Origin of the sequence: Paenibacillus thalictri (assembly GCF_004307995.1) — a bacterium.
GTDB lineage: Bacteria > Bacillota > Bacilli > Paenibacillales > NBRC-103111 > Paenibacillus_AF > Paenibacillus_AF thalictri.
Genome location: NZ_SIRE01000009.1, coordinates 151299 through 175382, shown reverse-complemented (window position 1 = coordinate 175382; position 24084 = coordinate 151299). Strand labels below are relative to the sequence as shown.

General features: G+C 51.1%; 21 protein-coding genes, 1 pseudogene and 1 riboswitch. Of the genes and pseudogenes, 7 read left to right on the top strand and 15 right to left on the bottom strand.

Translation table 11 applies throughout. From position 1 onward, the window contains the following. Window positions 1-143: 143 nt before the first annotated feature. The 4 genes from EYB31_RS13910 to EYB31_RS13895 all read right to left on the bottom strand — a co-directional run bounded on the left by EYB31_RS13910 (window position 144) and on the right by EYB31_RS13895 (window position 2460). Complete coding sequence (locus tag EYB31_RS13910; RefSeq protein ID WP_131013944.1) at window positions 144-734, bottom strand: LytTR family DNA-binding domain-containing protein; 591 nt, start codon at window positions 732-734, stop codon at window positions 144-146. A gap of 75 nt (window positions 735-809) precedes the next feature. Beyond that, window positions 810-1166: a LytTR family DNA-binding domain-containing protein gene (locus EYB31_RS13905; RefSeq protein ID WP_131013943.1), complete on the bottom strand. Its 357-nt coding sequence runs from the start codon at window positions 1164-1166 to the stop codon at window positions 810-812. 108 nt (window positions 1167-1274) lie between these two features. Then, on the bottom strand, window positions 1275-1799 hold the full coding sequence (locus EYB31_RS13900; RefSeq protein WP_165452416.1) for an accessory gene regulator B family protein: 525 nt from the start codon (window positions 1797-1799) through the stop codon (window positions 1275-1277). Continuing rightward, a complete protein-coding gene (locus tag EYB31_RS13895; protein ID WP_131013941.1) occupies window positions 1783-2460 on the bottom strand; it encodes a hypothetical protein in 678 nt (225 codons plus the stop codon). Before EYB31_RS13895 ends, EYB31_RS13900 begins: the two co-directional genes overlap by 17 nt. 250 nt (window positions 2461-2710) lie before the next feature. On the opposite strand from EYB31_RS13895, the gene EYB31_RS13890 reads away from it, so the two are divergent. Further along, the gene (locus EYB31_RS13890; protein ID WP_131013940.1) at window positions 2711-3316 is read left to right on the top strand and encodes a pentapeptide repeat-containing protein; all 606 of its coding nucleotides are present in this window, start codon (window positions 2711-2713) and stop codon (window positions 3314-3316) included. Window positions 3317-3377: 61 nt separating this feature from the next. On the opposite strand, the gene EYB31_RS13885 is transcribed toward EYB31_RS13890, so the two are convergent. Next, window positions 3378-4367, bottom strand: a complete 990-nt coding sequence (locus EYB31_RS13885; protein ID WP_131013939.1) for a Gfo/Idh/MocA family protein — start codon at window positions 4365-4367, stop codon at window positions 3378-3380. A gap of 1 nt (window position 4368) precedes the next feature. After that, window positions 4369-5370 carry a Gfo/Idh/MocA family protein gene (locus EYB31_RS13880; RefSeq protein ID WP_131013938.1) on the bottom strand — a complete coding sequence of 334 codons (1002 nt, stop codon included), beginning with the start codon at window positions 5368-5370 and terminating at the stop codon, window positions 4369-4371. A 272-nt stretch (window positions 5371-5642) separates the two neighbouring features. Here EYB31_RS13880 and EYB31_RS13875 point away from each other — a divergent pair, with 272 nt between their 5' ends. Then, the gene (locus EYB31_RS13875) at window positions 5643-6341 is read left to right on the top strand and encodes a DL-endopeptidase inhibitor IseA family protein (protein WP_165452415.1); all 699 of its coding nucleotides are present in this window, start codon (window positions 5643-5645) and stop codon (window positions 6339-6341) included. Between the two features lie 83 nt (window positions 6342-6424). Here EYB31_RS13875 and EYB31_RS13870 read toward each other — a convergent pair whose 3' ends face one another. Continuing rightward, entirely contained in the window at window positions 6425-7417 is a 993-nt protein-coding gene (locus EYB31_RS13870; RefSeq protein ID WP_131014072.1) for a DMT family transporter, read from the bottom strand. Window positions 7418-7551: 134 nt separating this feature from the next. Continuing rightward, window positions 7552-7698: riboswitch (FMN riboswitch) on the bottom strand. 179 nt (window positions 7699-7877) lie between these two features. Between EYB31_RS13870 and EYB31_RS13865 the strand changes: the two genes are divergently transcribed. From EYB31_RS13865 to EYB31_RS13855, 3 genes are read left to right on the top strand one after another with little or no spacing between them, the layout of a single operon-like run. Next, the gene (locus EYB31_RS13865) at window positions 7878-8468 is read left to right on the top strand and encodes a TetR/AcrR family transcriptional regulator (RefSeq protein ID WP_131013936.1); all 591 of its coding nucleotides are present in this window, start codon (window positions 7878-7880) and stop codon (window positions 8466-8468) included. Window positions 8469-8504: 36 nt separating this feature from the next. Continuing rightward, window positions 8505-8837 (top strand): DMT family transporter, encoded by a 333-nt coding sequence (locus EYB31_RS13860; RefSeq protein WP_131013935.1) that lies wholly within the window; start codon window positions 8505-8507, stop codon window positions 8835-8837. Beyond that, window positions 8838-9152: a DMT family transporter gene (locus tag EYB31_RS13855; RefSeq protein ID WP_131013934.1), complete on the top strand. Its 315-nt coding sequence runs from the start codon at window positions 8838-8840 to the stop codon at window positions 9150-9152. Between the two features lie 116 nt (window positions 9153-9268). Here EYB31_RS13855 and pyc read toward each other — a convergent pair whose 3' ends face one another. After that, the gene (pyc, locus tag EYB31_RS13850) at window positions 9269-12727 is read right to left on the bottom strand and encodes a pyruvate carboxylase (RefSeq protein WP_131013933.1); all 3459 of its coding nucleotides are present in this window, start codon (window positions 12725-12727) and stop codon (window positions 9269-9271) included. A 277-nt stretch (window positions 12728-13004) separates the two neighbouring features. Then, on the bottom strand, window positions 13005-13805 hold the full coding sequence (locus tag EYB31_RS13845; RefSeq protein WP_131014071.1) for a helix-turn-helix transcriptional regulator: 801 nt from the start codon (window positions 13803-13805) through the stop codon (window positions 13005-13007). Window positions 13806-14035: 230 nt separating this feature from the next. Here EYB31_RS13845 and EYB31_RS13840 point away from each other — a divergent pair, with 230 nt between their 5' ends. Further along, window positions 14036-14461, top strand: coding sequence for a VOC family protein (locus tag EYB31_RS13840; RefSeq protein WP_131013932.1), 426 nt, complete (start codon window positions 14036-14038; stop codon window positions 14459-14461). A gap of 82 nt (window positions 14462-14543) precedes the next feature. Here the strand turns inward: EYB31_RS13840 and EYB31_RS13835 are convergent. The 4 genes and pseudogenes from EYB31_RS13835 to EYB31_RS13820 form a co-directional block, all read right to left on the bottom strand. After that, a pseudogene (locus EYB31_RS13835) lies at window positions 14544-15188 on the bottom strand (SDR family NAD(P)-dependent oxidoreductase); the annotation flags it as partial. A gap of 13 nt (window positions 15189-15201) precedes the next feature. After that, complete coding sequence (locus EYB31_RS13830) at window positions 15202-16731, bottom strand: amidase (RefSeq protein ID WP_131013930.1); 1530 nt, start codon at window positions 16729-16731, stop codon at window positions 15202-15204. Between the two features lie 6 nt (window positions 16732-16737). Then, entirely contained in the window at window positions 16738-17325 is a 588-nt protein-coding gene (locus EYB31_RS13825) for a TetR/AcrR family transcriptional regulator (protein ID WP_131013929.1), read from the bottom strand. Window positions 17326-17402: 77 nt separating this feature from the next. After that, a complete protein-coding gene (locus EYB31_RS13820) occupies window positions 17403-18908 on the bottom strand; it encodes a phytoene desaturase family protein (protein ID WP_131013928.1) in 1506 nt (501 codons plus the stop codon). A 218-nt stretch (window positions 18909-19126) separates the two neighbouring features. On the opposite strand from EYB31_RS13820, the gene EYB31_RS13815 reads away from it, so the two are divergent. Continuing rightward, entirely contained in the window at window positions 19127-19429 is a 303-nt protein-coding gene (locus EYB31_RS13815) for a putative quinol monooxygenase (protein ID WP_131013927.1), read from the top strand. Between the two features lie 122 nt (window positions 19430-19551). Here EYB31_RS13815 and EYB31_RS13810 read toward each other — a convergent pair whose 3' ends face one another. Then, window positions 19552-22710 carry a hybrid sensor histidine kinase/response regulator gene (locus EYB31_RS13810; RefSeq protein ID WP_131013926.1) on the bottom strand — a complete coding sequence of 1053 codons (3159 nt, stop codon included), beginning with the start codon at window positions 22708-22710 and terminating at the stop codon, window positions 19552-19554. An 82-nt stretch (window positions 22711-22792) separates the two neighbouring features. Continuing rightward, on the bottom strand, window positions 22793-24073 hold the full coding sequence (gene larA, locus EYB31_RS13805; RefSeq protein ID WP_131013925.1) for a nickel-dependent lactate racemase: 1281 nt from the start codon (window positions 24071-24073) through the stop codon (window positions 22793-22795). Window positions 24074-24084 lie beyond the last annotated feature (11 nt).

The following is a 24084-nucleotide window of genomic DNA, read 5'->3' as shown; positions in this document are numbered from 1 at the left end:
TTAACCCATTATTTTACACTCTACTTGAATTGTTGCGGGAGGAAGGAGCGGAAGGCTTTGGATTGGATTGTTTTTTCATTAGCTGCAACGCAAATGAACCGGCCGCAGCCGGTTAGTTGTCGTTTATATAAGTTTGCAATCGATTAAAGACCCCGAATTTTCAGTTCATGCTGCAGCAATGAGGCATGAGTTCTTGCGACGCTTGCCGCCTTACGCTGATTTTCGTCAAAATACACTTCACCGCGCGTTTTATTAAAACTGCGAGCCAAATCGACATTCACGAAATTTGAGTTGTCCAGCATCCGAAAGCCATGTTCAAAAAACGAGACACTTTCATTAAAATCGTTTAATGATGCGGCCTCCATGTAATCGGCCCCATTTTTGTGATGATGTACGATCCGTCTTTTTTTATCGGTATCTATATACAAGATTTCATCCACGAAAATATTGATCAATTCTCCCGGTTCGTTCGGATCCAGCACCAGAGCGCGCAGCCGCGCTTCATGTTGATTGATAGCTGCTGCAACAGCATCGGTTAATTGCTGCAAGGTTTCGTCATCCAGACCCGCCATATGGGGTTGTATGATTTCGTTAATGGCTTGAAAAAGCTTCTCTCCAGACTGTATAACCATGCGATTAGCCACCCTTATATTGTATTCAAGTGTACAATCTGCAAGTTGTGTATTCACAATATACCACAATTTTTTACAGTTTTGGAACGACGGATTTACCATATAAAATCTGCTATTGACGAATTTTATCTCCTATGATAATAGAATGAAAAACAAAAAGGAACCCGATGTTTAACTTTAACCATCAGATTCCAATATTTGTTTAGCTCTGGAGTAACCGGAACGAGAACAACTTACTTTTTTCGCAGAGTCAATAAAACATAAGTTGATACCGCCATAAAAATTCTTCTCAAATGAGCCGAAGTAGTTCAGATTAACCAGAACCCCGCTGTCCACACGAACAAACCCGAACTTGGCCAGCAATATTTCCATGGCTTCCATCGATCCCGATATTTTGGAAACGAATTCATTTTCCTTGGTGTGGACAAGTATTTTGGGAACCTTATTCTTGTATGCCAGCTCGATAAAAAGAATCTCGTTTGTAGATACGGTTTCATCGTAACAAGGAACATCCAGACTGATGACTGAATTCATAGGCGGTACTACTTTCTCAAGCTAGCGGGAACTTCTTTGTCACCAATCGGCAGCTTGTTAGTGACAACAAGAATCAATGCGACCACGCTTAATACTTGTGAAGAATACTTAGCAATTTTTTTTACGAGTGTACTCGACATTAAAATCACCTCCTTTCGGTACCAGTGTTATCGCCTGAGCAGCACATGCTAATATAATTACAGAATCTTGAAGAATCATACCGATAGCTATAACAAAAAACGGAATCAATTTGGCAATCGGCTTTACTTTAGCCTTATAGAGGATAATTAGTGTACATACAATTCCGATAGGGGTAATAGCAAGCTGTGGTAATGGTAAATGCGGTATCGAGGCAATTAGCGTAGTTGTGACCAAAACACATAGTGTCAAAGACTTGAAATGGAATCCTTTCACAAAAAAACGTTGGACTGCGAATATCAGGAAGGAGAGAAGCGTCGATAAAGCAGTATTCGTCATAAATCCGATCGCCATAATAAAAGATACTGTCAGTAGCAAATTCATTCCCAGACTCAACGAGTAGTTCATGACTTCGACTTCAACAGTTTCTTCAGGATTTAATTTTTTAATCAAATTCGATATACGCTCGGCGGCAAAGTCAATGGGGTCTGTCATGTGCATAATCCCTCCTTCTTGCCAGATATAACAACAAACATAAAGCGATAAATTCCGAAACCATCATAGCGCCGATTCCAAGTCGACCTAATGTGATAATGCAGTAATTAGTAGCAAAAATAACAAGAGCCGCCACAAAATCAACTGTCATATTTATCTTTTCTTCGGCTGTAAACTTGGTTTTGCGGTCATGGGGAGGAACAGCAACATAAGAAAAGCCCAGATTAAACTTATATATTAACCATACGATTATCGCAGCGAAAGTTTCGCTTGTAAGCTGAATTATAAATGTACCTTCACCAACCGAAGCCGCTGCATCAGAAGTGGAAACGATATCAATTTGTTCTAGTACTTGATACATAACATAAACTACTTCAAAGTAGGCCATCACGCCAATGACCGATAACGTTATCGCATGATAGAAATTTACTCGCAAGATATAATGCACGCACAGCATAATAGTCACTACTTGTATTAAAGCATCGTATTCAGCCAGATCAAAGACAAATCGATTCGCAAACGATTCAAGAGAACATAAAAACGCTATGAGAATGCACTCTTTAATATAGGAACCGAGAGGCCAACGAAATATTTTAAAGATGAAGGCCAGAACCAAAAATATATCAATAGTACCGAGAATAAAGAACGCGACATATTCCACGAAACAATCTCCTCTTAATAAAACAAATAATTAATTACAATATTACCTATTTTATCCCATATGTCTACATTTTTTTATTTTTTATACTAAAATATGATATAAACCGGGTCATAGTTCTTATCTCCTCCAACTTTTCAAAATCGACAAAAGCAGCTCACAGTTAGGAATCTCTGTTTACCCCTTTTATTTACGAACATTTGTTTGATATACTGGATTTATTCGAACGATTTTGATGGGGGATGACCAAGCTATGTATCAATATACGGATCAAACCTATGAAGATACCGATTTCAGCCGATCCGATCAAAGGGACGGGGAACTGCTGAGATGCACCTTCGTACGCTGCAGCTTTCGCGGCGCTTCCTTGGAGGAGATCAATACCTACGGATGCCGATTTACGGAATGCGATTTTCGCGGCGCCTCGCTAAATGCTTCCATACATAATGAGTCGGCCTTCACCAATTGCAACTTTCAAGGGGCCAATCTGTTCGTCGCCAAATTTACCGAGTGTAAAATGACCGGTTCCGACTTTACCCAAGCCCAATTCGATGGCATCACGATTGCCAAGGGAGACTGGTCCTACACTAACCTGCGGGAAGTCAACTTGTCCAAACAAAATTTACGGGGTGTCCGCTTCTATGAAGCCGATCTGTACGGCTCCAATCTGGAGAAAGCAGACTTAAGAGACGCAGATTTGACGCGTACCCAACTAAGCAAAGCCAGACTGCACAACGCGGATTTACGCGGGGCTTTCGTGGAAGGAATCGATTTCAAATCACTGGACGTCAAAGGGGTTCGCATGGATGCGGCGCAAGCCGTTGTGTTCTTGCGTTCGTTTGGTGCAAAAGTGGATTAAACCCGGCCCAATAAAAAAAGGAGCGCAGTCGGCTCCTTTTTTTCCTATGTGGATGTAAAACCTAATCCAAGCGAACCGGTTCGCCGGTGCGCGCCGATTCATAAGCGGCCAGCGCTACCGCGGCGGCGTTCATCCCGTCTTCGCCGGTAATCGGAACCGGCGTTCCGGTAAGCAGCGCCTGCACGAACGCTTGGACCAAATATTGGTCCATATCGTCTCCCCAGTGGCTCCACTGCGGCTTGATCGCCTGATCGCTGTAAAGTTCGTTTTTCTGGGCGAAACCGTCGACGGAAATGACGCCTTTAGTCCCGATGATTTCCATTGTGACGTCGCCCCACATCGGAAACGACTTCTGCGACCGCGACCAGCTGGGGTCGAGAACCGTCACCACGCCATTGGCGAACTTGGCATGCACCATACCTGCATCGTCGATGTCGACATCGTTAAACAGCGTATCCGCAATGCCATATACTTCGACTGCTTTGCAGCCGAGAAACCAGTGCATTAGATCCATGACATGTACGGTGTGGTCAAATACCGCGCCGCCGCCCGACAGCGACTTATCGATAAACCAACGGCCCGGCATCCGGCCGCGGTTCGTACCTTTGATCGCCACAATGTCTCCGATCTCGCCGCTGTCAATTGCCTGTTTAGCCTGCACAACAGCCGGTATATATCGGCACGGGAACGCGGTCATCAGTTGTACGCCGTGATCGCGGCATTCCCGAATCATCTGCTCCATATCTTTCGTGGACGTGCCCAACGGCTTCTCGCACAAAATATGTTTTTTCGCGCGCGCCGCGGCTATTGTGATGGGAGCGTGGTACACGTTCTCCGAGCAGATGACGACAGCGTCCACATCGGTCTGCAGCAGCTCGTTATAATCGGCAAAATAAGGCACACCGTATTTTGCCGCAACTTCTGCGACCCGGCTCTCGTTGTCGTCGGCAATACCGACAATCTCCACCTCGGGCAGACGGGACATGCAGTTGATGTAGCTGAACGCGTGACCGTGGGCAAAGCTGATAAAGCCGATCTTCAGCTTCTTCATATTACAATCCCCCTTCCGCCGGCTGCAAAGCGACCGGCTTGCCCGTCCGGGCCGACTCGGCCGCGGCCAGTGAAATCGCCAGTGCCGCGCAAGCGTCGGCCGCCGACACGATCGGTTCGGCGCCCGTTTGAATGCACTCGATAAAATGTTTCAGCTCCAGGTAATACGGATCAAACATGGTCGGGCTTTTCGGTACGGAGACGGCATGTTCGCCTTGCTCGTCTATGACCGTTTTGGCGATTTTCAGCGACTTGGCCTGTTCGCTATTGAAACGGATTACGCCTTCACTTCCGGCAAATTCTGCAGCAGTCGTAAATGGCCCCGGATACCCCCAACTCGCTTCCAAATTGGCAATCGCTCCATTAGCGAACCTTAAGGTGACCAATGCATAGTCCAGCGATTCCGACGTTTTCTGCACGGCGTACACGCTGACAGCCTTTCCCAGCACGGAGCGCAAATAATCGATATCGTGGATCATCAGATCCATGATCACTCCACCGCTGAGCGAGGCGTTTTTGTACCATGCCCTGGCTTGGCCCGGATGTGAGCCGATCCGTTTGGTGTGTACCACCCCAATGCGGCCGATTGCGCCTGAATCGATATGTTTCTTCATATCCGCGTATTCCGGGAAAAAGCGGACTACATGCCCGACAAACAGCTTGACGCCCTTGCTTTCGCAAAACTGCATCATTTCCGCGGCATCCTCCACCGTAGGTGCGATCGGCTTTTCACAGAAGACGTGCTTGCCGTATTCCGCCGTTCTCAGCACGTATTCCTTATGCAAATACGTCGGCAGCGTCACGCATACCAGATCCGGATCGGCGGTTCCGATCATTTCGTCGAAGGAAGCAAAAGCAGCGGCGCCATATTCGGCAGCCACTTTCTCAGCCAGTTCATGCTGCGCGTCATAAATGCCGACGAACTCCACCTCGGGCATCCGCGAGAGATTATAAGCGTGGCTTCTTCCCATTGTACCGCAGCCAACCATGGCTACTTTTAACATTGCGCATCCGGCTCCTCCCGTTTGTACACAGCGGTTTCTCTGTATCTGGTATATATAGCCAGCGTAGCAATTGAGCCGCTTGAATGCAATCCCCTTTTCGGATTTCTAATCTTAAGCCTTCCCACCATCAAATTGATAAAGCGACGGCAATCCAAATCAAAAAAAACTTTACTTCATATGCAACAATTGGAATTAGAGCAACGTCAAGATGATTGGAAGTTATATCATTTCGAGGTGGAAGAATGTTGAGCAGATTTAATGTGAGATCATTTGTGAGCGGGGCTATAGTGGGATCCGTACTTTTTTCAAGCGTTTCGTTTGCGGCGCCTGCGGTTGTCAAGTTGATTGTGAACGGTAAGGAAATTCATTCCGAGGTCCCTGGCCAAATGATTAATGGCAGCACTCTGGTACCGGCTCGAGCTTTGGCTGAAGCACTTGGAGCCAAAGTGACATGGGATGAAGCAAATCAAGCCGTTATTGTAGAGAAACCCATCGCGCAGTTCAGCGCGCCGGATGCTGTACAAATGGCCGGTGAAGCCAAAAATCATTATTGGTATGCTGCAAACGGAGGGAATCTGAAAGGACTTGTGCAAAGCTTCCCGGTAAAAGGCCGGGATATTACTTACCACTGGATGGGCGACGACTTGGATACGAAGGTTAAATACATCGCTTATTTTGAGCAGCTATTTACTGCCGAACAGGCAGTCAGCTTCTATGATAAACAAATTGAAACGGGCATTATCACCGAGATAGACGGCAGATTGGCTAAGAACGATGCGGACGGCGGAAGCCTTCTGAATTGGGCCCATGCGACATTGAAAGTGATCCAGGACAGCGCCGATTTAAAAACTTATCGGTTTACGGTCCCTTTGGGCGACGGAGGCGACGGTTTCGAAGAGAGGAACGTCAACTTCCGGCTTATTGAAGGAATAGGCTGGCGCATCGACAGTCCTGTAGAATCGATTTATTGATTTTTTCGTAAAAAGCCCCCCTCGCCGCATTACATATGCACCGAAAATGTTTCGATGCGCAGTATGGTGAGGGGGGCATATTGTTATCCGCTTGTCTCCAGTTTCGCGGGCGCGACGGCTCTTGCTTCCGGTTCCCGCTGACTGCGGCTCATAAACCACAGCGTCGACCAAATCAGCAGGAATCCGAGCAGTTGGCCGATGGTCAGCGCCTGATGAAACACCAGCCAGTTGACCAGCACGCCGACGGCGGGAAAAGCCAGCTCGGCAAGCGTTGCAAACAACGCCTTCGTAGAGGTCAGTCCTTTGTAATACAGCAGCATGCTGAGCAGCCCCGGCAGAAAAGCCTGAAACGCCAAATTAACCAGCATCAGCGTCATATGTCCGGATCCGCCGCTCACATGCCAAGCATCGCCGCTGGCAATAAGCACACCCGATAACAGCGGAACAGCAAGCATAAACCGCAGCGACGTGACCAGATGAAAGTCGATGTTTTTCTGCAGCAGGAACTTGCCCATAACGGTCGAGCCTCCCCACAACACAGCGGCCATGATCGAGAACAGGCAGCTAATCGTGCCCAAATCGCGCAGGCCAAGCGACGGTGCGCCAATCCCGAAGGTCAGCAAATAAGTACCAAGCAGAGCGGCAATAATATAAACGAAAAAACGCGACGGCAGCGCTTCTTTGAGCATCAAGCGCGCCATGATGATGGCAAACAGCGGCTGCAGCTTCTGCAGCAGCAGGACTGCATTGGGGTTGCCATAAGCGAAAGCGGAGGTAAACAGCATCGTTGCGATAGCCGAGCCTCCCCAAGAAATAAACAGCAGCGCGCCGATAACGGCCAATGTGATTTTCCCGCTAAGTACGCGGCGATGCTTAATAAAAACCGGCAGCGCATAAATCATCAACAGCAGATGCTCGAGAAAAACGATCTGGGCGGAGGTAAAGCTCTCCAGAAGCAAAATCCGAAACAGCGGATCGAGCCCCCATAACGTAGCGCCTAACGCAACATACCAGATGCCCAAGTTCCTCTCGGTGGTGTGCGTTTTGAAATGCATAGCTTTCCCGTGTGATTCCATTGTGTTCTCCAATTCAAAAACCTCCTCAAGGAATGTTTTGAATTGAACCTCCTGAAGAAACGTTGCCCCCGTTACATAAATAACGGGGGCAACGACAAACAAACCTGTTAAATTGTGAAATTTAACAAATTGTGTTGTACCTTCTCCCATCCGGACTATACCGTCGGCCTTGGATTTTCACCAAGTCAGTCCCAGCCATATGGCCGGGAGTCGCGGGCTGCGGATACTACGCACGTATCCTCACCGCCGGTAGGGAATTTCACCCTGCCCCGAAGGTTCATATTCTGTTAAAGTGAATAGTATCACAAGTTGGGGTTAACTGACAACCGTTCATTTTCTGAAAACGGTTTACTCGTTGGGCCCAGTCAATACACCACATAATGAATAATATATCGGCTTGACAGTTCAAACGGGGCATAATATAATTCTATCCTGACGAACGTTCGGAAGGGAGACTTACATGGAGACGACCGCACAACTGATTCGTAAAGTTGCACTTAAGCAGTTTGCCCTTCATGGTTACGATGGCACGTCCCTAGGGCAAATTGCCGACGATGTGGGGATTAAGAAGCAGTCCATCTACACCCACTTTAAGAGCAAGGACGATCTGTTCCTTCACGTGCTTGCGGATATCGTAGAAGAAGAACAGGTGTTTGTGGGCCGTTATTTTCGTGAACAAGCGGGCAAATCGCTGCAGCAAACGCTGTTTGGCTTTATTACAGATTATAAAAACCGGTATGAAAAAGACGATCAGAAACGATTTTGGCTGCGCATGATGTATTTTCCGCCGGCGGCCCACGAGGCGACAATCGTCCAATACGGCTACGCATATCTCGAAGGGCTGGAGCGGCTGCTCGTCCCGTTATTTGAACGTGCCGTCCAAGAAAACGAGATTGCTCCGGTGAATGCCGTGTATGCGTCGGATGCGTTTCTGGGCGTTCTGGACGCCGTCCTTATCGAAATGCTGTTCGGCGGAACCGCGCGTTATACCAAGCGGCTGGAAGGCGCGTGGCATATTTATTGGCGGGGTCTTACCGGCTCGCCCGGTTGAGTTTTATATATTCGTGATGAAAGGTGGTTATATCGCATGAAATCGGGTTGGATGGGAATTGGCATCGCCATTATTTTTGAGGTCATCTGGGTTTCCGGCTTGAAGCATGCCGATCAGTGGTGGGCTTGGCTGGTTACTTTCGGGGCTATTTTTGTATCGTTCAGATTGTTTATCCGGGCGTCGCAAATGCTGCCGGTCGGCACGTTATACACGGTGTTCACCGGGCTCGGCACGGCGGGAACCGTATTGACCGAGATGGCCGTTTTTGGCGAACCTTTTAATTGGATCAAAATATTGCTCATTGCCTTGCTGTTATACGGCGTAATCGGCCTGAAAAGGGTAACGACCGCGGAAGGAGCTGGCGCTTAAATGGCTTGGATCTGTTTATTTTTTGCGGGAACGTTCGAAATTGTCGGGGCAACGGCATTATACAAACTTAAGATGAACAAAGGCTGGAAAACTTACGGCATGTTGGCCGTCAGCTTTATAATGAGCTTCACGCTGCTTTCGCTGGCGATGAGATCGATTTCGATGGGAACGGCTTACGCGGTTTGGACGGGAATTGGTACGGTTGGCAGCGCGGTCGTAGGAATGTTTGTCTACGGCGAGTCGAAAAGCCGGAGGCGCATCTTCTATATTAGCTTGGTGTTGGCCGCGGCGGTTGGATTAAAGCTGATTGCGTAGAGTGCAAAAAAAGCCTTACATCTGAACTGCCTCTCCGGCTAATTATCGTCGGAATTCGGACGCAGATTACTTCAGATAGTAAGGCTTATTAATTATTCAATGTTATTTAACGGCATTTATGATTTGGCAGGCTGCAGCTCGATCAGCAAATCCCCCGGCTCCAGCAGATCGCCCGGCTTCACATGAATCGCGACAACGGTGCCGCTGATCGGCGCCTGCACGTTCATCTCCATCTTCATCGCCTCGGTGACGAAGAGATGCTCGCCTTTCTTGATTTTATCGCCGACTTCGGCCATCACTTTGACGACTTTGCCCGGCATCGATGCGCCGATCTGACCCGGGTCGGAAACGTCGGCTTTGCGGCGCGCCTCCTTGCTGACCTCGGCGGACAAATCGCGGATCGTCACCTCGCGGGGTTGCCCGTTCAGCTCGTAATAAATCGTTTTCGTACCGCTTGGCGATACGGGACCCACCGCGATCAGCTTGACGATCAGCGTTTTGCCTTGCTCGATGCTGACGGAAATCTCTTCGCCCAGACGCAGGCCGTAGAAAAAGCTCGGCGTATCCAGCACGGAAATATCTCCGAATTCACCGGTCATTTTCTCCTTATCGAGAAACACCTTCGGATACATCAGGTAACTCATCATATCGTAATCGTTGACGGAACGGCCCAGCTTGGCTGCCAGCTCCGATTTGACCTGAGCAAAATCGGCGGGAGGCAGCAGTTCCCCTGGACGGCAGGTGAAATATTCGCGCCCTTTCAGAATGACGTCACGCAGCTTTTCCGGGAATCCGCCCGGCGGCTGGCCCAAATATCCTTGGAAGAACTGCACCACCGATTCCGGAAAGTCGTACCGCTCGCCTTTCTCATAGACGTCCTGCTCGCTTAACTGATTTTGCACCATAAACAGCGCCATGTCCCCGACAACCTTGGAGGACGGCGTCACCTTGACGATGTCGCCGAACATCCGGTTCACTGTGGCGTAGGTCGTCTTCACTTCTTCCCAGCGCTCCTCCAGCCCGACACCTTTGGCTTGCTGATGCAGGTTGGTGTACTGTCCCCCGGGCATCTCGTGCAAGTAAATTTCCGAGCTGGGCGACTTCATGCCGCTTTCGAAACCGCTGTAGTAGACGCGCACGTCCTCCCAGTAGTCGGACAGCTTTTGCAGGTCCGCAAGCTCCAGCTGCGTCTCGCGTGGTTGTCCTTGCAAGGAGGCAGCCAAGCCGTTCAAGCTCGGCTGCGAGGTCAGACCGGACATCGAGCTGATCGCCGCATCAACGATGTCCACGCCGGCTTCGTACGCCTTGACCAGCGTCGACATCTGATTGCCGCTCGTATCGTGCGTGTGCAGATGTATCGGGATGCCGATTTCCTGCTTCAGGACGCTGATCAGCTTGTAGGCGGCAAACGGCTTCAAGAGGCCCGCCATATCTTTAATCGCAAGAATGTGCGCTCCGGCTTGCTCCAATTGCTTGGCAAGATCGACATAATAACCAAGAGAATATTTGTCGCGGGTTTCATCCAAAATATCGCCGGTATAGCAGATCGCCGCTTCCGCGACTTTCCCCGATTCGCGAACCGAATCGATCGCCAGACGCATGCCTTCGATCCAGTTCAGGCTGTCAAAAATACGGAACACATCGATGCCCGCTTCAGCCGCCAACTGCACAAAGCGGCGGTTTACATTATCCGGGTAATTCGTGTACCCTACCGCGTTTGCACCTCTGAACAGCATCTGGAACAATACGTTCGGTATCCGTTTGCGAAGCAGGCGCAGCCTTTCCCACGGATCCTCGTTCAGGAACCTCATCGTTGTGTCAAAGGTAGCCCCGCCCCACATCTCGACGGAGAACAAGTCGCCGGCGAGTTTCCCCGTCGCCTCTGCGATATTGAGCAGATCGTGGGTCCGCACTCTTGTGGCAAACAGCGATTGATGCGCGTCGCGGAACGTCGTATCGGTTACGAGCAGCTTGCCGCTTGAGCGAATCCAAGTGAGAAGCCCCTCCACACCCTGCGTATCGAGAATCTGCTTTGTCCCTTGCAGCGGCTCTTGCACCGCAGACAAATTCGGAATACGGGGCGGATCAAACGACGGCTTCTTGCCTGCCGGCAATCCCGGATGCCCGTTGACGATCGTTTGCCCGATGTAATTAAGCAGCTTGGTGCCGCGGTCTTTCCGCTCGGGGAACTCGAACAGCTCCGGCGTCGTGTCGATAAACGAGGTGTCGTAATCGCCGGTTAGGAAGGCCTTATGCTGCACCACGTTCTCCAAAAACGGGATATTCGTTTTTACGCCGCGTATCCGGAACTCCTGCAGCGTGCGCATCATTTTTTGCGCCGCTTGTTCATACGTAACAGCCCAAGCGCAAGCTTTGACAAGCAGCGAATCGTAATGCGGCGTAATGACCGCGCCCGGATAGTCGTTGCCGCCGTCCAGACGAATGCCGAAACCCCCGCCTGGACGGTATGCGAGCAATCTGCCCGTTTCCGGCATAAAACCGCGCACCGGATCTTCGGTTGTTACCCGGCTTTGAATGGCGTAGCCGCGGGTGACGATCGCCTCCTGACTGGGAATGGCAATCTCCGGATCGCTAAGCGCATACCCTTCAGCGATGCGGATTTGCGTCTGGACGATGTCGATGCCGGTAATCAGCTCGGTGATCGTATGCTCTACCTGAACCCGCGGGTTGACCTCGATAAAGTAGAACTTGCCGTCCGGCGTGACCAGAAACTCTACGGTTCCCGCATTATAATATCCAGCCATGCTCATCAGCCGGTGCGCCGTCTCACAAATCTCCAGCCTGAGCGGCTCCGGCAGCGAAACACTGGGTGCCACCTCGACCACCTTCTGGTAACGCCGCTGGATCGAGCAATCGCGTTCGAATAAATGGACACAATGTCCGTAACGGTCGGCGATAATTTGCACTTCGATATGCTTCGGCCGCTCCAAATATTTCTCGATGTAAACGGCGCTATTGCCAAACGCCGCACCTGCTTCGGAGCTGGCCCGATCGAGCGCTTCCGCCATTTCGCTGTCTTCCCGGACGATCCGCATGCCGCGGCCGCCGCCGCCGGAAGCCGCTTTAATAATGACAGGATAGCCGTGCTCCCTTCCGAAATGCAGCGCTTCATCCAGCTTGCCCACCGGCTCCGGCGTGCCCGGTATGACCGGGATGCCCGCTTTGACAGCCATCGCTCTGGCATCTACCTTGTCACCGAACATCTGGATATGCTCGGCCGAAGGACCGATAAATACGACGCCTTCTTCAGCGCATCGTTTGGCGAATTCCGCGTTCTCGGACAGAAATCCATACCCCGGATGAATGGCGTCCACTTCGTACCGTTTAGCTACTTGAAGCAAGCTCTCGATATCGAGGTAAGCTTCAATCGCCCCTTTGCCTTCCCCGATCAAATAAGCCTCATCGGCTTTAAACCGGTGAAGCGACACATTATCCTGCTCGGAATAGACCGCTACCGTCCGAATGCCCAGCTCCGTACATGCCCGGAATATGCGGATTGCAATTTCACCGCGGTTGGCGACAAGCACCTTTTTAAAACGACGAACCTCTCCCATTGATTTCCCCCCAAAATATGAATGTCATTTTCAATAAGCTATAGTATACACTATTTGATTCAATTGTTACATACTATTTATTTTTTACACACTATATAATATTTAAGATTACAGCCGTTACGCTTTACAAGCAATCGTTGTGTTCTTCTATGTTAAATTGTTAGACCATGTAGTAAAAAATAGCCAACCATTTGTCCAATTTATGGGCAAGCGATTGGCTATTTTACTCAATTCAGAAGGACTGACCGGGTATAGCTGCTCTATGCAATTAATGGGATTATACTTTTCGGGTGTCCGCTTTCTTCATAACCCGGCTTAGAAAATGATCCATCAGCAGCGGCAATGAAATGAGTATGGGGGGATCGTCCAGCCGCGGGGCGTACAACATCACTTGAAGCGGCGGCACGGAGGAATAAGGTTTCACCACAATCGGCTCCTTGGAGCGGGTCCGCAAGGTCGAATGCGGCAGCAAAATATCCAGCGATTTTGTCCCCCAGGTCACGGATGTCGCCATCAGATAATACGTCCCCGGCTTAACTCCCGTGAAACAGAACTTGCCGAGCGAAGATAGAAGCGTGCCGTACAACGGCATCCCTTCCGGGATCGGCCTCGCAAACAACCCGACTAAAATGATGCCGTCGAAAGGAACTTCCGCTTCGATTGTTCCTTCTACTCTGCTGAACGGATACAGCACGGTCTGCGGCGTGCGCCAGTCGTCGAGCGCCTGAAGGGAGCGGATTCGATCATCCGTCTGGATCACCTGATTGCGAAAATCGGAGGGCGTCACCCCCACCTTTTCGGTAAACCGGGTCGTAAACGTGCCCAAGCTTTGCTGGCCGATCTCGAGTCCAATATCGCGGACGCTTAAATTGGTTCGCAGGAGCAGATCTTTGGCTTTCTGCAGCCGGTGGGACGATACGTAATACAGCGGAGAAAGACCTGTTCTTTCTTTGAAAATACGAGTGAAATGATACGGGCTGTACCCTGCGTATTTGGCCAATTGCTCTAACGAAAGCGGATCGCATATATGCTGATGAATATATTTAATCACACCGTCAATTTCCGAATACCGTTCCATCACTGTGTCAATCCTCTCCTTTTTCAAGTTACCCTATTACGGATGAAGGATCGTCGCCGCTCTGCTCCGGCATCAATAAATGCGAATGTATGTATCCATTTTAACGAAAAAACAATCGAAATAGCAATTCAAAAGAAATATTTGGAGTATGAAAATGTTACAATAATAACGACCAGGACGGATGCCGCAACTAAACCCGGCCTGAACTATAAACAAGGGAGCTCATCCTCATGTCGATAAAATTGATTCCTTATTTAATTATGGACGGGAATGCCGGCGAGGCCATTCAATTCTATGTGGAGGCGCTGGAGGCTAAAGTGCTGTTCAGCCAATCTTTCGGAGAGATGCCGGCTAATCCGGAATTTCCGTTGCCGGAAGAAGCAAAGAACCGTGTTGGCCACGCAACGCTGCAGATTGGGGAATCCTCGCTGATGTTCTCCGATACGTTTCCCGGCCAGCCGTACCAAGCGGGAAATAATATCACGATCTGCGTCAACACCAAGGACAAAGAAACAACCCAACGTTTGTTTGACGGATTGCAGCAAGGAGGTCGCATCGACGCGCCGCTGCATGCGACTCATTTCAGCTCCGCGTATGGCGTAATAACGGACAAGTTCGGCATTACGTTCCAATTTTTCACGGAGAGCATGGCATAATTAAGCTAGCCAAAAAAGGCTCTGTGCGCATTTACTGCGGCAGAGCCTTTTAAATATAGGACCCGTTTCCCCTACCTCGCCTTTATTGAGCGGTATACCCGCCATCGACAAGCAAGGTCGTTCCCGTTATAAACGAAGCGTCGGAGCTGGCCAGGAACAACACGGCTTTAGCCACTTCCTCCGGTTTGCCGAGGCGTCCCATCGGATGCAGGCCGATCAAGTGCTGATTCATCGCTTCGTTGCGGCCGGCGATAAGCGGCGTATCGATATATCCGGGGCAAATGGCATTAACGCGGATATTGTTTTTGGCGTACGTGACGCCCAGCGTTTGCGTCAACAGCTTAACTCCGCCTTTGGCGGAAGCGTATGCGGTCACCCCTGCCTTGCCGGCATGGCTGTGAATGGATCCGCAGTTGACGATAACCCCACCCGTTTCTTGCATCAGCATCTGTTCAACGGCGTATTTGTCGGACAAAAATACGCCCGTCAAATTGATATCGATCGTCTTCTGCCATGCATCCAGCGTCAACTCATGCGCCGGCGCATCGCGGGCGATCCCCGCGTTGGCGAACAGGATGTCCAGCCTGCCGTATTTCCCTACCGTCTGCGCAACCATGTTTTTCACATCGTCTTCGCGGGTTACATCGGTTTTCACGAAAAGTGTATCGAAGCCCTGCCGGTTCATCTCGTCCGACAGCTCTTGGCCGCTGGCCGCGAAGTCGGCAATGAAATGAGCGCGGTTAATATACCATGAACTCCCTTTCCAAAAGGGCCATGATCCGCAGCACGGCGCCCTCTTGTCCGGGCAGCGAAACAACTTGAACGCCGATCGGCAGCCCTTCGCTGCCTTGATCGGTTTCGTTTAAGGCGTCGGTGATCCGGTCCCCGTCTTTCGGACGCATGACGGCTTCCCCCGGCTTTACTTGCGATAAGGAAACGACCCCCGCAGGAAAACCCAGATAGTTGAACATTTGCTCGTATGCCCCTTCCACCTGTAAAGAAGTCGATCCGCCGTGCTTTAAAGCAGGCGTTGGATACGGGGGGCAAAGAATAGCGTCGATCCGCCGCTCCATCAAAGATGAGCTGAAAGACGCGATCCGCCGGTCTCTTTGTTCCAGCAGTGTCTCCAGCCTTTCCGGCTTGAAGGAAGACAATACGAACTCGGCAACGGTTCGCTGCTTGATTGTCTTGAGGAGCAGGGCAGCAAGCCGTTTCATCGGCCAAGGCATGGAAATCAGCTTCAGCATGCCCTTGATTTTGGGAATAACGGCATCGTTCCCGACCGTCCCGGGAAATCCCAGCTCCGCTTCATGCATCACCAGCTGCATATAACCTTTCAGCATCTTCGATGCGAATGGGCGGATATCGATCTCCACAACTTCCGCGCCATGGCGGGCCAGAACCGCGGCGCATTCGCCGACCAACCGCTGCATGGACATGGAAGGCTCAACGATGCCGTCGCTTTTAAAATAGGCGATTTTCATATTGCCAATGGCTGTCTCGCCGTCATGATCTTCCGGCCGCCAAGTGTCCCCCGAAAGTGCGTGATAGGCGGTTCTCAGATCGTCAACGTTTCGCGCCAGAACGCCGGGTTGGACGATAGCCCGGGCCACCTCCGGCTTCACGGTGAATATACCGCGCGGAGCTTGCATGGAGAACGTGCCCGAGGTTGGCTTCAACGCATGAATACCGCAAAAGTGGGCGGGAATGCGCACGCTGCCGCCTGCGTCCGTCCCCAGCCCGATCTGAGACAAATGCGCGGCAACCGCCGCTCCTTCGCCGCCGCTGCTTCCTCCCGGCGTTCGTTCCAGCCGGTGCGGGTTGCTGCTTCTTCCGTATACCGGGTTATCGGATTCGGAGCCCATGACCAGCTGCTGCAAATTCGTCTTGCCGATAAGAAGCGCGTCCGCGCTCAAAAGCCGCTCGACAAGCGGATCATTCGCCTCCGCAGCCTCGTCTCTCCTGCTGAGCAGCCCCCAAGTCGCCGGGGTCCCTTTGACGTCAAAACATTCTTTCACCGTAACCGGCACGCCAAACAGCGGACCCAGAAGCTCTTTCCCGGCAATCTTCCGGTCGACCTCCCGGGCTTGCTCCAGCGCCTGATCGTATAAAGGCAGAACAACCGCGTTGATCTGCGGATTCGCCTGCTTATACCGGCCGTAGCAGCTATTGACGATGTCCTCGCAGGTGAACTCCCCTTTCCGCAGCTTATGCTGCAAACTTTGTATGCTGAGCTTTAATTCGGGTTGTTCAGGCCGCAAAAGATTCATCGTTTTTCATCCTTCGAAGGGGATCTTTGATTTCAACGCATTTGTCATAAAACCGGACAATTGTTGCAGCAAAAGGGCTTGTTGGTCCGGTTTATCGATCAATTGCCTCATATGAATGCCATAAGAGAAGGTCACAAACATCGAAGCCAAAGCTTCGGCATCGATTTCGGCGGAAATGGCGCCGTGCTGCTGGCCGTATCGAATCCATTCAGCCGCCTGCGTAAGCGTGCTTTGATGCAGCTCGTCAAGGATCGCTTTAATCTGTTCATTATGCTGCTGGCTGAGGAGATAGACCAGAATCTCATTCCCGGTAGCGTTATTGGCATAAGAGCCGATAATCGCATCCACAGGACCTTTCACGCTGTAGCTTTTGGCTTCTTTCACAGCGGCGAGGAAATTACGGTTTGTTTCTTCCATGTTGTTTTTCAGAATGTTGCCGAAAAGCTCATCCTTACTTTTCACGTAATGATAGATGGCGCCTTTCGATAAACCTGTTCGCGCCATAATATCCTGCAGCGTCGTTTTCTGGCAGCCCTTTTCTTTAATGAGCTGTTCCGTTGTCGATAAAATCATTTGAAACGTTTGGGTATCCATCTGTTATTCCCCCTAAAGAAACCGATCGGCATATTTTAATCTTATTCTACGTACCGCCAGTCGGTTTGTAAAGAAGATTATTTTACGGCATGTTTTTCTTCCAAAGCTTCATACACCAACTCGGCCGTCTCCGCACCGCTGATTACCACAGCTTCAATTCCCGGGCCATACCCGACCCCCGCGCCCGTTAGATACAACCCTTGAATATGCGTCCGGTAATTGGGAAATCCGCTTTGCTTATCTCTCACTGTACTGTAGATGGAACCCTCGTACGTTCTCATGTAATAATGAATACTCTTTGGCGTAGCCACTTCCGAAAACACAAGATGCTGCGCCGCAACCGGATCAATCGCGGCAAGTAATCCGCGGCAGTACTCGTCAAGCTCCTGTTTGCAAGCCGCATATTGCTCCGGGCTCATTGCCGCATATTTGCCTGCGTTGGCCTTGGCACGCAAGTTGATGGTGACGTTGCCCGCGTCCTTTGGCGCCAAACCGGGATCTTTGGCGGCGGAGGAATGGTACCCGTAACCTTCCACAATCATATCGTTAAGCGGCAAATGATGCGGCTTCACTCCATGCACCGATGTAAGCCGGTCCGAACAAAACGGGCGGCTCAGCGCCGCGGTCCACACGATCAACGACATCGACGGGCGAAGCGCCTCTACGTTACCCCATACGGAATCCGGCACGTCGCTGCGGTCCAGAAGCTGCTCGTAGGTCATGCGCGGGTCAACGTTGGAGATGACGACAGGCGCCCGGTACAACACGCCTTTCACCGTTTCCACTCCGATCACTTTACCGAGTTTTACCCGAATGCTTTTCACGTCGGTTCGCGGCTTCACCTCTCCGCCGTATTCGCGGATTTTGTCGACCAGAGCTTCGGCCAGCACACCCGACCCGCCTTGAGCGCGGTAACCCCCGTCGATAAAATACCCCATCAAGGCAAACATGACCTGGGCCGGCGTGTCTCGCCCCTGATCCCCCACATAAGTCGTCAAAAAAGAAAGCTGGTGTTTAATCTCGTCGCTTTGCAAATACGCGTCCAAATATTGCCCCCACGTCCGGCCCAGCCAAGGGTACAGATGAGCGTATCGAACCGGGTACTGTCTGAAATCCTCCTGCGTTTTCGGCAAATAGGGCGTCAAGCGATCCGGAGCAAACGCCTGATACGTTTCTTCGAACGCCAGGCGGCAATCTGTAAAGAAACGCTGCACATCGGCCGCGTGATCGGGATACTGCTCCATCAACTGCTCTCCCCATGCCTCCCAACGGTCGGGAATGATGAAGGATTTATCCGCATGCCGGTATTCGTAGCTGTTCCGCAACCACACGATCCGCGAATCCAAGTTGTGATTTTGCAATAAATGCCTCACCGGTCCTCTGTCGCCCAACCCGCTGATCGACTCGACGCCGGCGTCGAATTGGTAACCTCCCTTACGTGTGTAGGTGGTGCAAGCTCCGCCCAATAAATAATGCTGCTCCAGCACCAGCACCTTTTTCCCTCTTCCGGAGAGCTCCAGCGCGGCGGTTAAACCCCCGATACCCGAACCAATCACAATCACGTCATATCCATTTTCATCCATAGTTTAAAAACTCCCTTCGCCGCTTTAGAAACCGACCAGCGGTTTGTATAATTTTATTTTACACACCGACTGACGGTTTGTAAATAGGTGTTTTCATATGATTTTCCATTTGTCGTGTTTTTACAATACGCTCAGCTTTGCTATAGCTATGCTATTATGGACACAGAACAATTGATAGTAAATCCTTTGCCAGCTAATCATAATGATGAGGTGAACATATGGAGAAATTCGGAATGTATGCAAAATTTACGGCCAAGCCCGGCCGGCGGGACGAATTGGCAGGTATTCTGCTGGAAGCGGCGGCAGCTGCGCAGCATGTTGAGGAATGCGAGTTGTATATCGTCAATATTTCGGATACGGAACCGGATGTGTTATGGGTTACAGAGCTGTGGAGCAGCTTCGAAGCTCACGAGGCGTCCCTTTCCCTGGAAGAAACCAAAACAGCCATTCAGCGCGCCATGCCGCTTATTGCGGGAGTCGAAGCAACCAAATTAAAGCCTATTGGCGGTAAAGGATTCTAGCAAACAACGGCAAAAGAGCAAAAGCAGACCGGTTCATCTTACGAATCCCGGTCTGCTTTTTTATCGCGTCTTTATGGATGAGCGGCACTACAGGCGTCCGCATTGCCGTCAATTTCAGCCGTCTATTTCACCGGCACGGTAAAGGACACGGTCGTCCCTTTGTCAGGCGTGCTGTCAATTGATAACCCTTGACCGTAAAGCTGGATCAAGCGTCTGTTGGTATTGGCAATACCAACGCCGGTTCTTTCCTTCCGGGTCGGGTTCAGCAGGCGGGCAACTTTATCTTCGGTGATGCCAACCCCGTTATCCTTAATTTCGATCAGAACACCGCCTTCGGTTCGCACGATGCCAAGACGGATCGTCCCGCCTGCCGCCCGGCTCATAATTCCGTGCTTCACGGCGTTTTCAACGAGCGGTTGAATGGATAAGGGCGGCAGCTGCAGCTTGATACCGGGCTCCACTTTCCAGATGATCTGCAGCTTGTCCATGAACCGTTCTTTCTCGATATATAAGTAGGCTTCGACCAGCTCAAGCTCATGTTCCAGTTCCACCGTATCCCCGGTATTCAAATAATCGAAGCTGATGCGCAGAAAGGCGGCAAACGCCTCCCCCAGCTTATGCATTTCCTCGGTATCAATCTCGCTGAGCACAAGCAGCGAGTTCAGCGTGTTAAACAGAAAATGCGGCTGAATTTGCGCCTGCAAATAAGCGGCTTCGATTCTCAGCCGATCGTGGATCGATTGCTTTAAAGCAATCAAAGCGCGGATCCGGTACCTAAGCTCCAACGCGTCTGCGGGTTTCGTGATGTAATCGTTCGCCCCGGCCAAGAAACCGGTGTATATGTCCGCAAGCTGGCTGCGAGCCGTTAACAGCAGCACCGGAAGTTCGGAAACGGAGTACCGTTCCCTTACCTTTTTCGTCAGTTCGTAACCCGACATACGCGGCATCATCACATCGGCGATCAGCAGGTCCCAGTTTTCGGTGTCCAGCAAGTCCAGAGCTTCTTGACCGGAAAGAGCCCTCGTCACATGAAAAGGCTCCGCCGATAAAATACCGGCAAGCACGTTCAGATTGACCGGATCGTCATCAACAGCCAAAATGCGAACCGGATTGTCCCCCAACAATTGCTGAAAGGAATAATGAAGGAGCTGCTGATCCGCCGCGCTAACCGGAAAACGAATAACATCATCCGTGGGCAACCCGGCAACAACAGCGGCACCCTGCTCGGATAAAACCTTCTCAGGAGGCTGCGATGACTGTAAAGCACCGGCAAGCGGCAGACAAAATCGAAACGTTGAACCGCGGCCAAGAGCGGATTCAACTTCGATTTCTCCTCCATGCAGCTCCACCAGCTGCTTGCAAATGCTTAAGCCCAGTCCCAGCCCGCGCCCGTCGTTGATCCCGTATTCACCCTGCACATAAGGCGCGAAGATACGCGAACGCGTCTGCTCGTCCATACCTACCCCTGTATCGGTTATCCGTATTTCGACTTGCCCGGCTTTTTCCTCCGCGGAAATGGAGATCGTTCCCCTCTCCGTATATTTCAGGGCATTATGCAGCAGGTTGTAAAATATTTGCACCAGTCTTTTTTCATCCGCCATAACTGGCGGCAGCGATTCTTGAATGTTCATGCGAAGTTCGACGGGTTTGCCGTCGGTCATATAGGTAAGCATGGCCATGACACCCGGAACGACCGCTTGGACGTAAAGCGATTCCAGCCGCAGCACAATGCGATGCTCCTGAAGCCGCGCGATGTCGAGCAAATCGTCCAGCAACAGTGACATACGCCGGCTCACAGTCCCCACCAGTTCCATTTCTTTGCGGCTGATATCTTCCAGCTTCACTTTCTCCCTGGCGTATACATTACCGGTAATGTTCATAATGCCGTGCAGCGGAGTCCGCAATTCGTGAGCGGTATTGGCCAGAAAGCGGTCTTTCAGCTTATCTGCGATTTTCAGCTGCTCGTACAATTCGCTAATCTCGTCCGAATTGCGCAAATACTTTTTAAACCAGTATACGGAAAACACGATGAGGGCAAGCGTCAAATCAAACGGATAATACACGTTGGTTAGGGTCATAAATGTGTCCACATTGTTCCATGTCAAATTGGAGATGATGCACACCGCAGTGACAAGCAGCAAGTGGAGGTCCTTCTCGCCTAATCTTCGAACCGCCATCACGCCGGTAACCCAAACAAACCAAAGAAAAGGAACCGAATAAACAAATATATACACATTTGTATCCAGCAAGCTGTTGGCGACCGAAGCCGGCGAAAGCGCAATCAGCGCCGTCAGGATGACAATCGCCGAGATATAGACGCGCAAAAGCAGCCCGCCCTGCAGCGACTCGGAAAACTTCCGGTACATGAGCAGCACGCATAAATTTTGCCAAAGCATCACAATAAGACGAAGCTTGAGCGTCCATGCATAGTTGACCGGCAGGAACAACAGCAGTGTCTTGTCGTGGCCTGTCGATACCGCAAGCCCCACCAATATATAAATCAGCCCTGTAACAAACAACGACCAGTCGCTTGGTCTGTATAAATAGACAATGCAGGCATACAAGCCGTGAAGCAGCATGATTAGAATGATCATGAGCTGGAAGCCGATGGAATAACCGCTCAAGGCATTCAGTGATTTCTCCGTGCCGAAACGAACGGAACTGGTTATCCCTCCGGTGTAAGGGGAGTCGAAATTAGCAACACGGACAAGCAGTTCGATCTCCGTTGCCCCTTTTTCCGAATAGACGACATCAAACGAACGGTTGCTAGGCTCATACGTTTGCTTGGTCAATCCGACCCTGCCCGACCCTCCCAGCACATTTCCGTTGACCTCCACCTCCGCCGCGGCTTGAATGCCTTTAAACCAGAAGGAGACTGGCTGCTTAAGCGGGTCGACCTTAACACGCAGCCGGTAAGTGCCGTAACCATAGGCATTGCCGTTCTCGGAGTGCAGCCACGGCTTCCAATTTCCGGGCACTTGCAGCAATGCTGCCTCGGACGCCTCCCTGAGAGGATACTGCTGGGTCAATAAGCGGTTTGGATACCACTCCCACTGCCCTTCCAGCGACAACGGTCCCACTTGCTCAAGGTTCACCCCGCGCAGATCGGCAACACCGTTGACCGGATGGAAATCGGAGTCCAGCGGGAAGAGCACCTGATTCCAGCCGATTCTCAGCCCGGCCAGCAATCCAATCAACAGCACACACATCAGCAAATAACGGTAGGGCACAAATGCCCGAAAGGTTGAATTCAGCTTGAATATATTCGAAAATGTCGGCATGTTTTCCCCTATTTATTGGTCTTGGGATATTGGCAGATAAGCGGAAGGATCAGACCGGCTTCCTCCCGCTCCAATCGAACATTCAGGTTAAAGCCGCCTGCTCTTCTTTCACATAAGGAATCGTCAGCGGCCCTAGCGGGAGTACCGCAACCGTCATGTCTTCGCCGTATTTTAGCTTCAACTGCTCGAGCGTCTCCTCCACATCGCGGATCGGCTGCAGCATCGCCATGTTCACCCATTCGTCCGGCAGCGAGGAATACACGCATACATCCGCCCATACCTGTACGACCGCTTGCTTCTGCACCTGCCATTGATCGAACTTTTGAAAGTTCGCGTCGTTAATCATCTCCAGCAGTTCGGCCGGCGTCTTCCTCATTTGCAAAATGTCCGCATAATTGCCGTGGTTCGGCAGACCGTCGGAACATTCCGCCGCGCATATAATCGTGCCCCCCTGCTTGACGATTTTGTGAGCCGCGCTCATTCCTTTGACTGCCTGGTACAAGTTCTGATCCAGCGGGTAACCCGAATTGGACGTAATAACAACGTCGAACCGGTCCGGGACAGCGATCATCGCATGCTCCTTGGCAAAAGCGCAGCCGCGTTCATGCGCCGCGAACAATTCGCCGGCAAATACTTGTGTGATCTCTTTATCTTTATTCAGTGTGACGTTCAGCATAAATTCCGGCTTGCACAGGCTGTTCACTTCTCTGGCCATAAGCTGCAGCGGATTGTCCGCCATATTGCCCCAAGTCGCCAAAGGGTCGCCGATCATTCTGGCGTTATGGAAGGTGAGAATCGTCTCGATGCCGGCGATGCCGGGCATGATCCCTTTGGGTCCCCCGGAGAAACCGGCGAAAAAGTGCGGTTCGATAAAACCCGTTACAATGCGGAAATCGGCCTCGACATATTCCTTGTTCAAATACACATCGCAGCCGAATGAGCTGCGTCCCAGGTTGACCAACTCGTCTTGGTTATGACAGTGGTGGTTGACGGTTCTGATTCGGCTGACGACCTCATCGCCCAGCATCTGCGCGAACTCTTCCGGCGTTTGATCGCGGTGTGTGCCCGTTCCGTTGATGATGACAAATTGCCCGTCCGGCACGTGGTCAAGCTCCTTCAGCAGCCAAGGCACCAGCTTATGATTCGGCGTCGGTCTGGTAATGTCGCTAATGATGATAGCCACCTTATCGGTAGGTTTCACCATGCTTTTTAACGGTAGCGAACCGATCGGACTGCGCAGCGCCTCCAGCACCGCCGCTTGTTCATCCGGCAGACCGGAGAGATGCCGGGGTTCGATAATGACAGCGTGGTCCGGTACTTCGACGGGTAATGCGCTCTTGCCGTATTGCAAAAATGTTTTCATAAGATTCACCG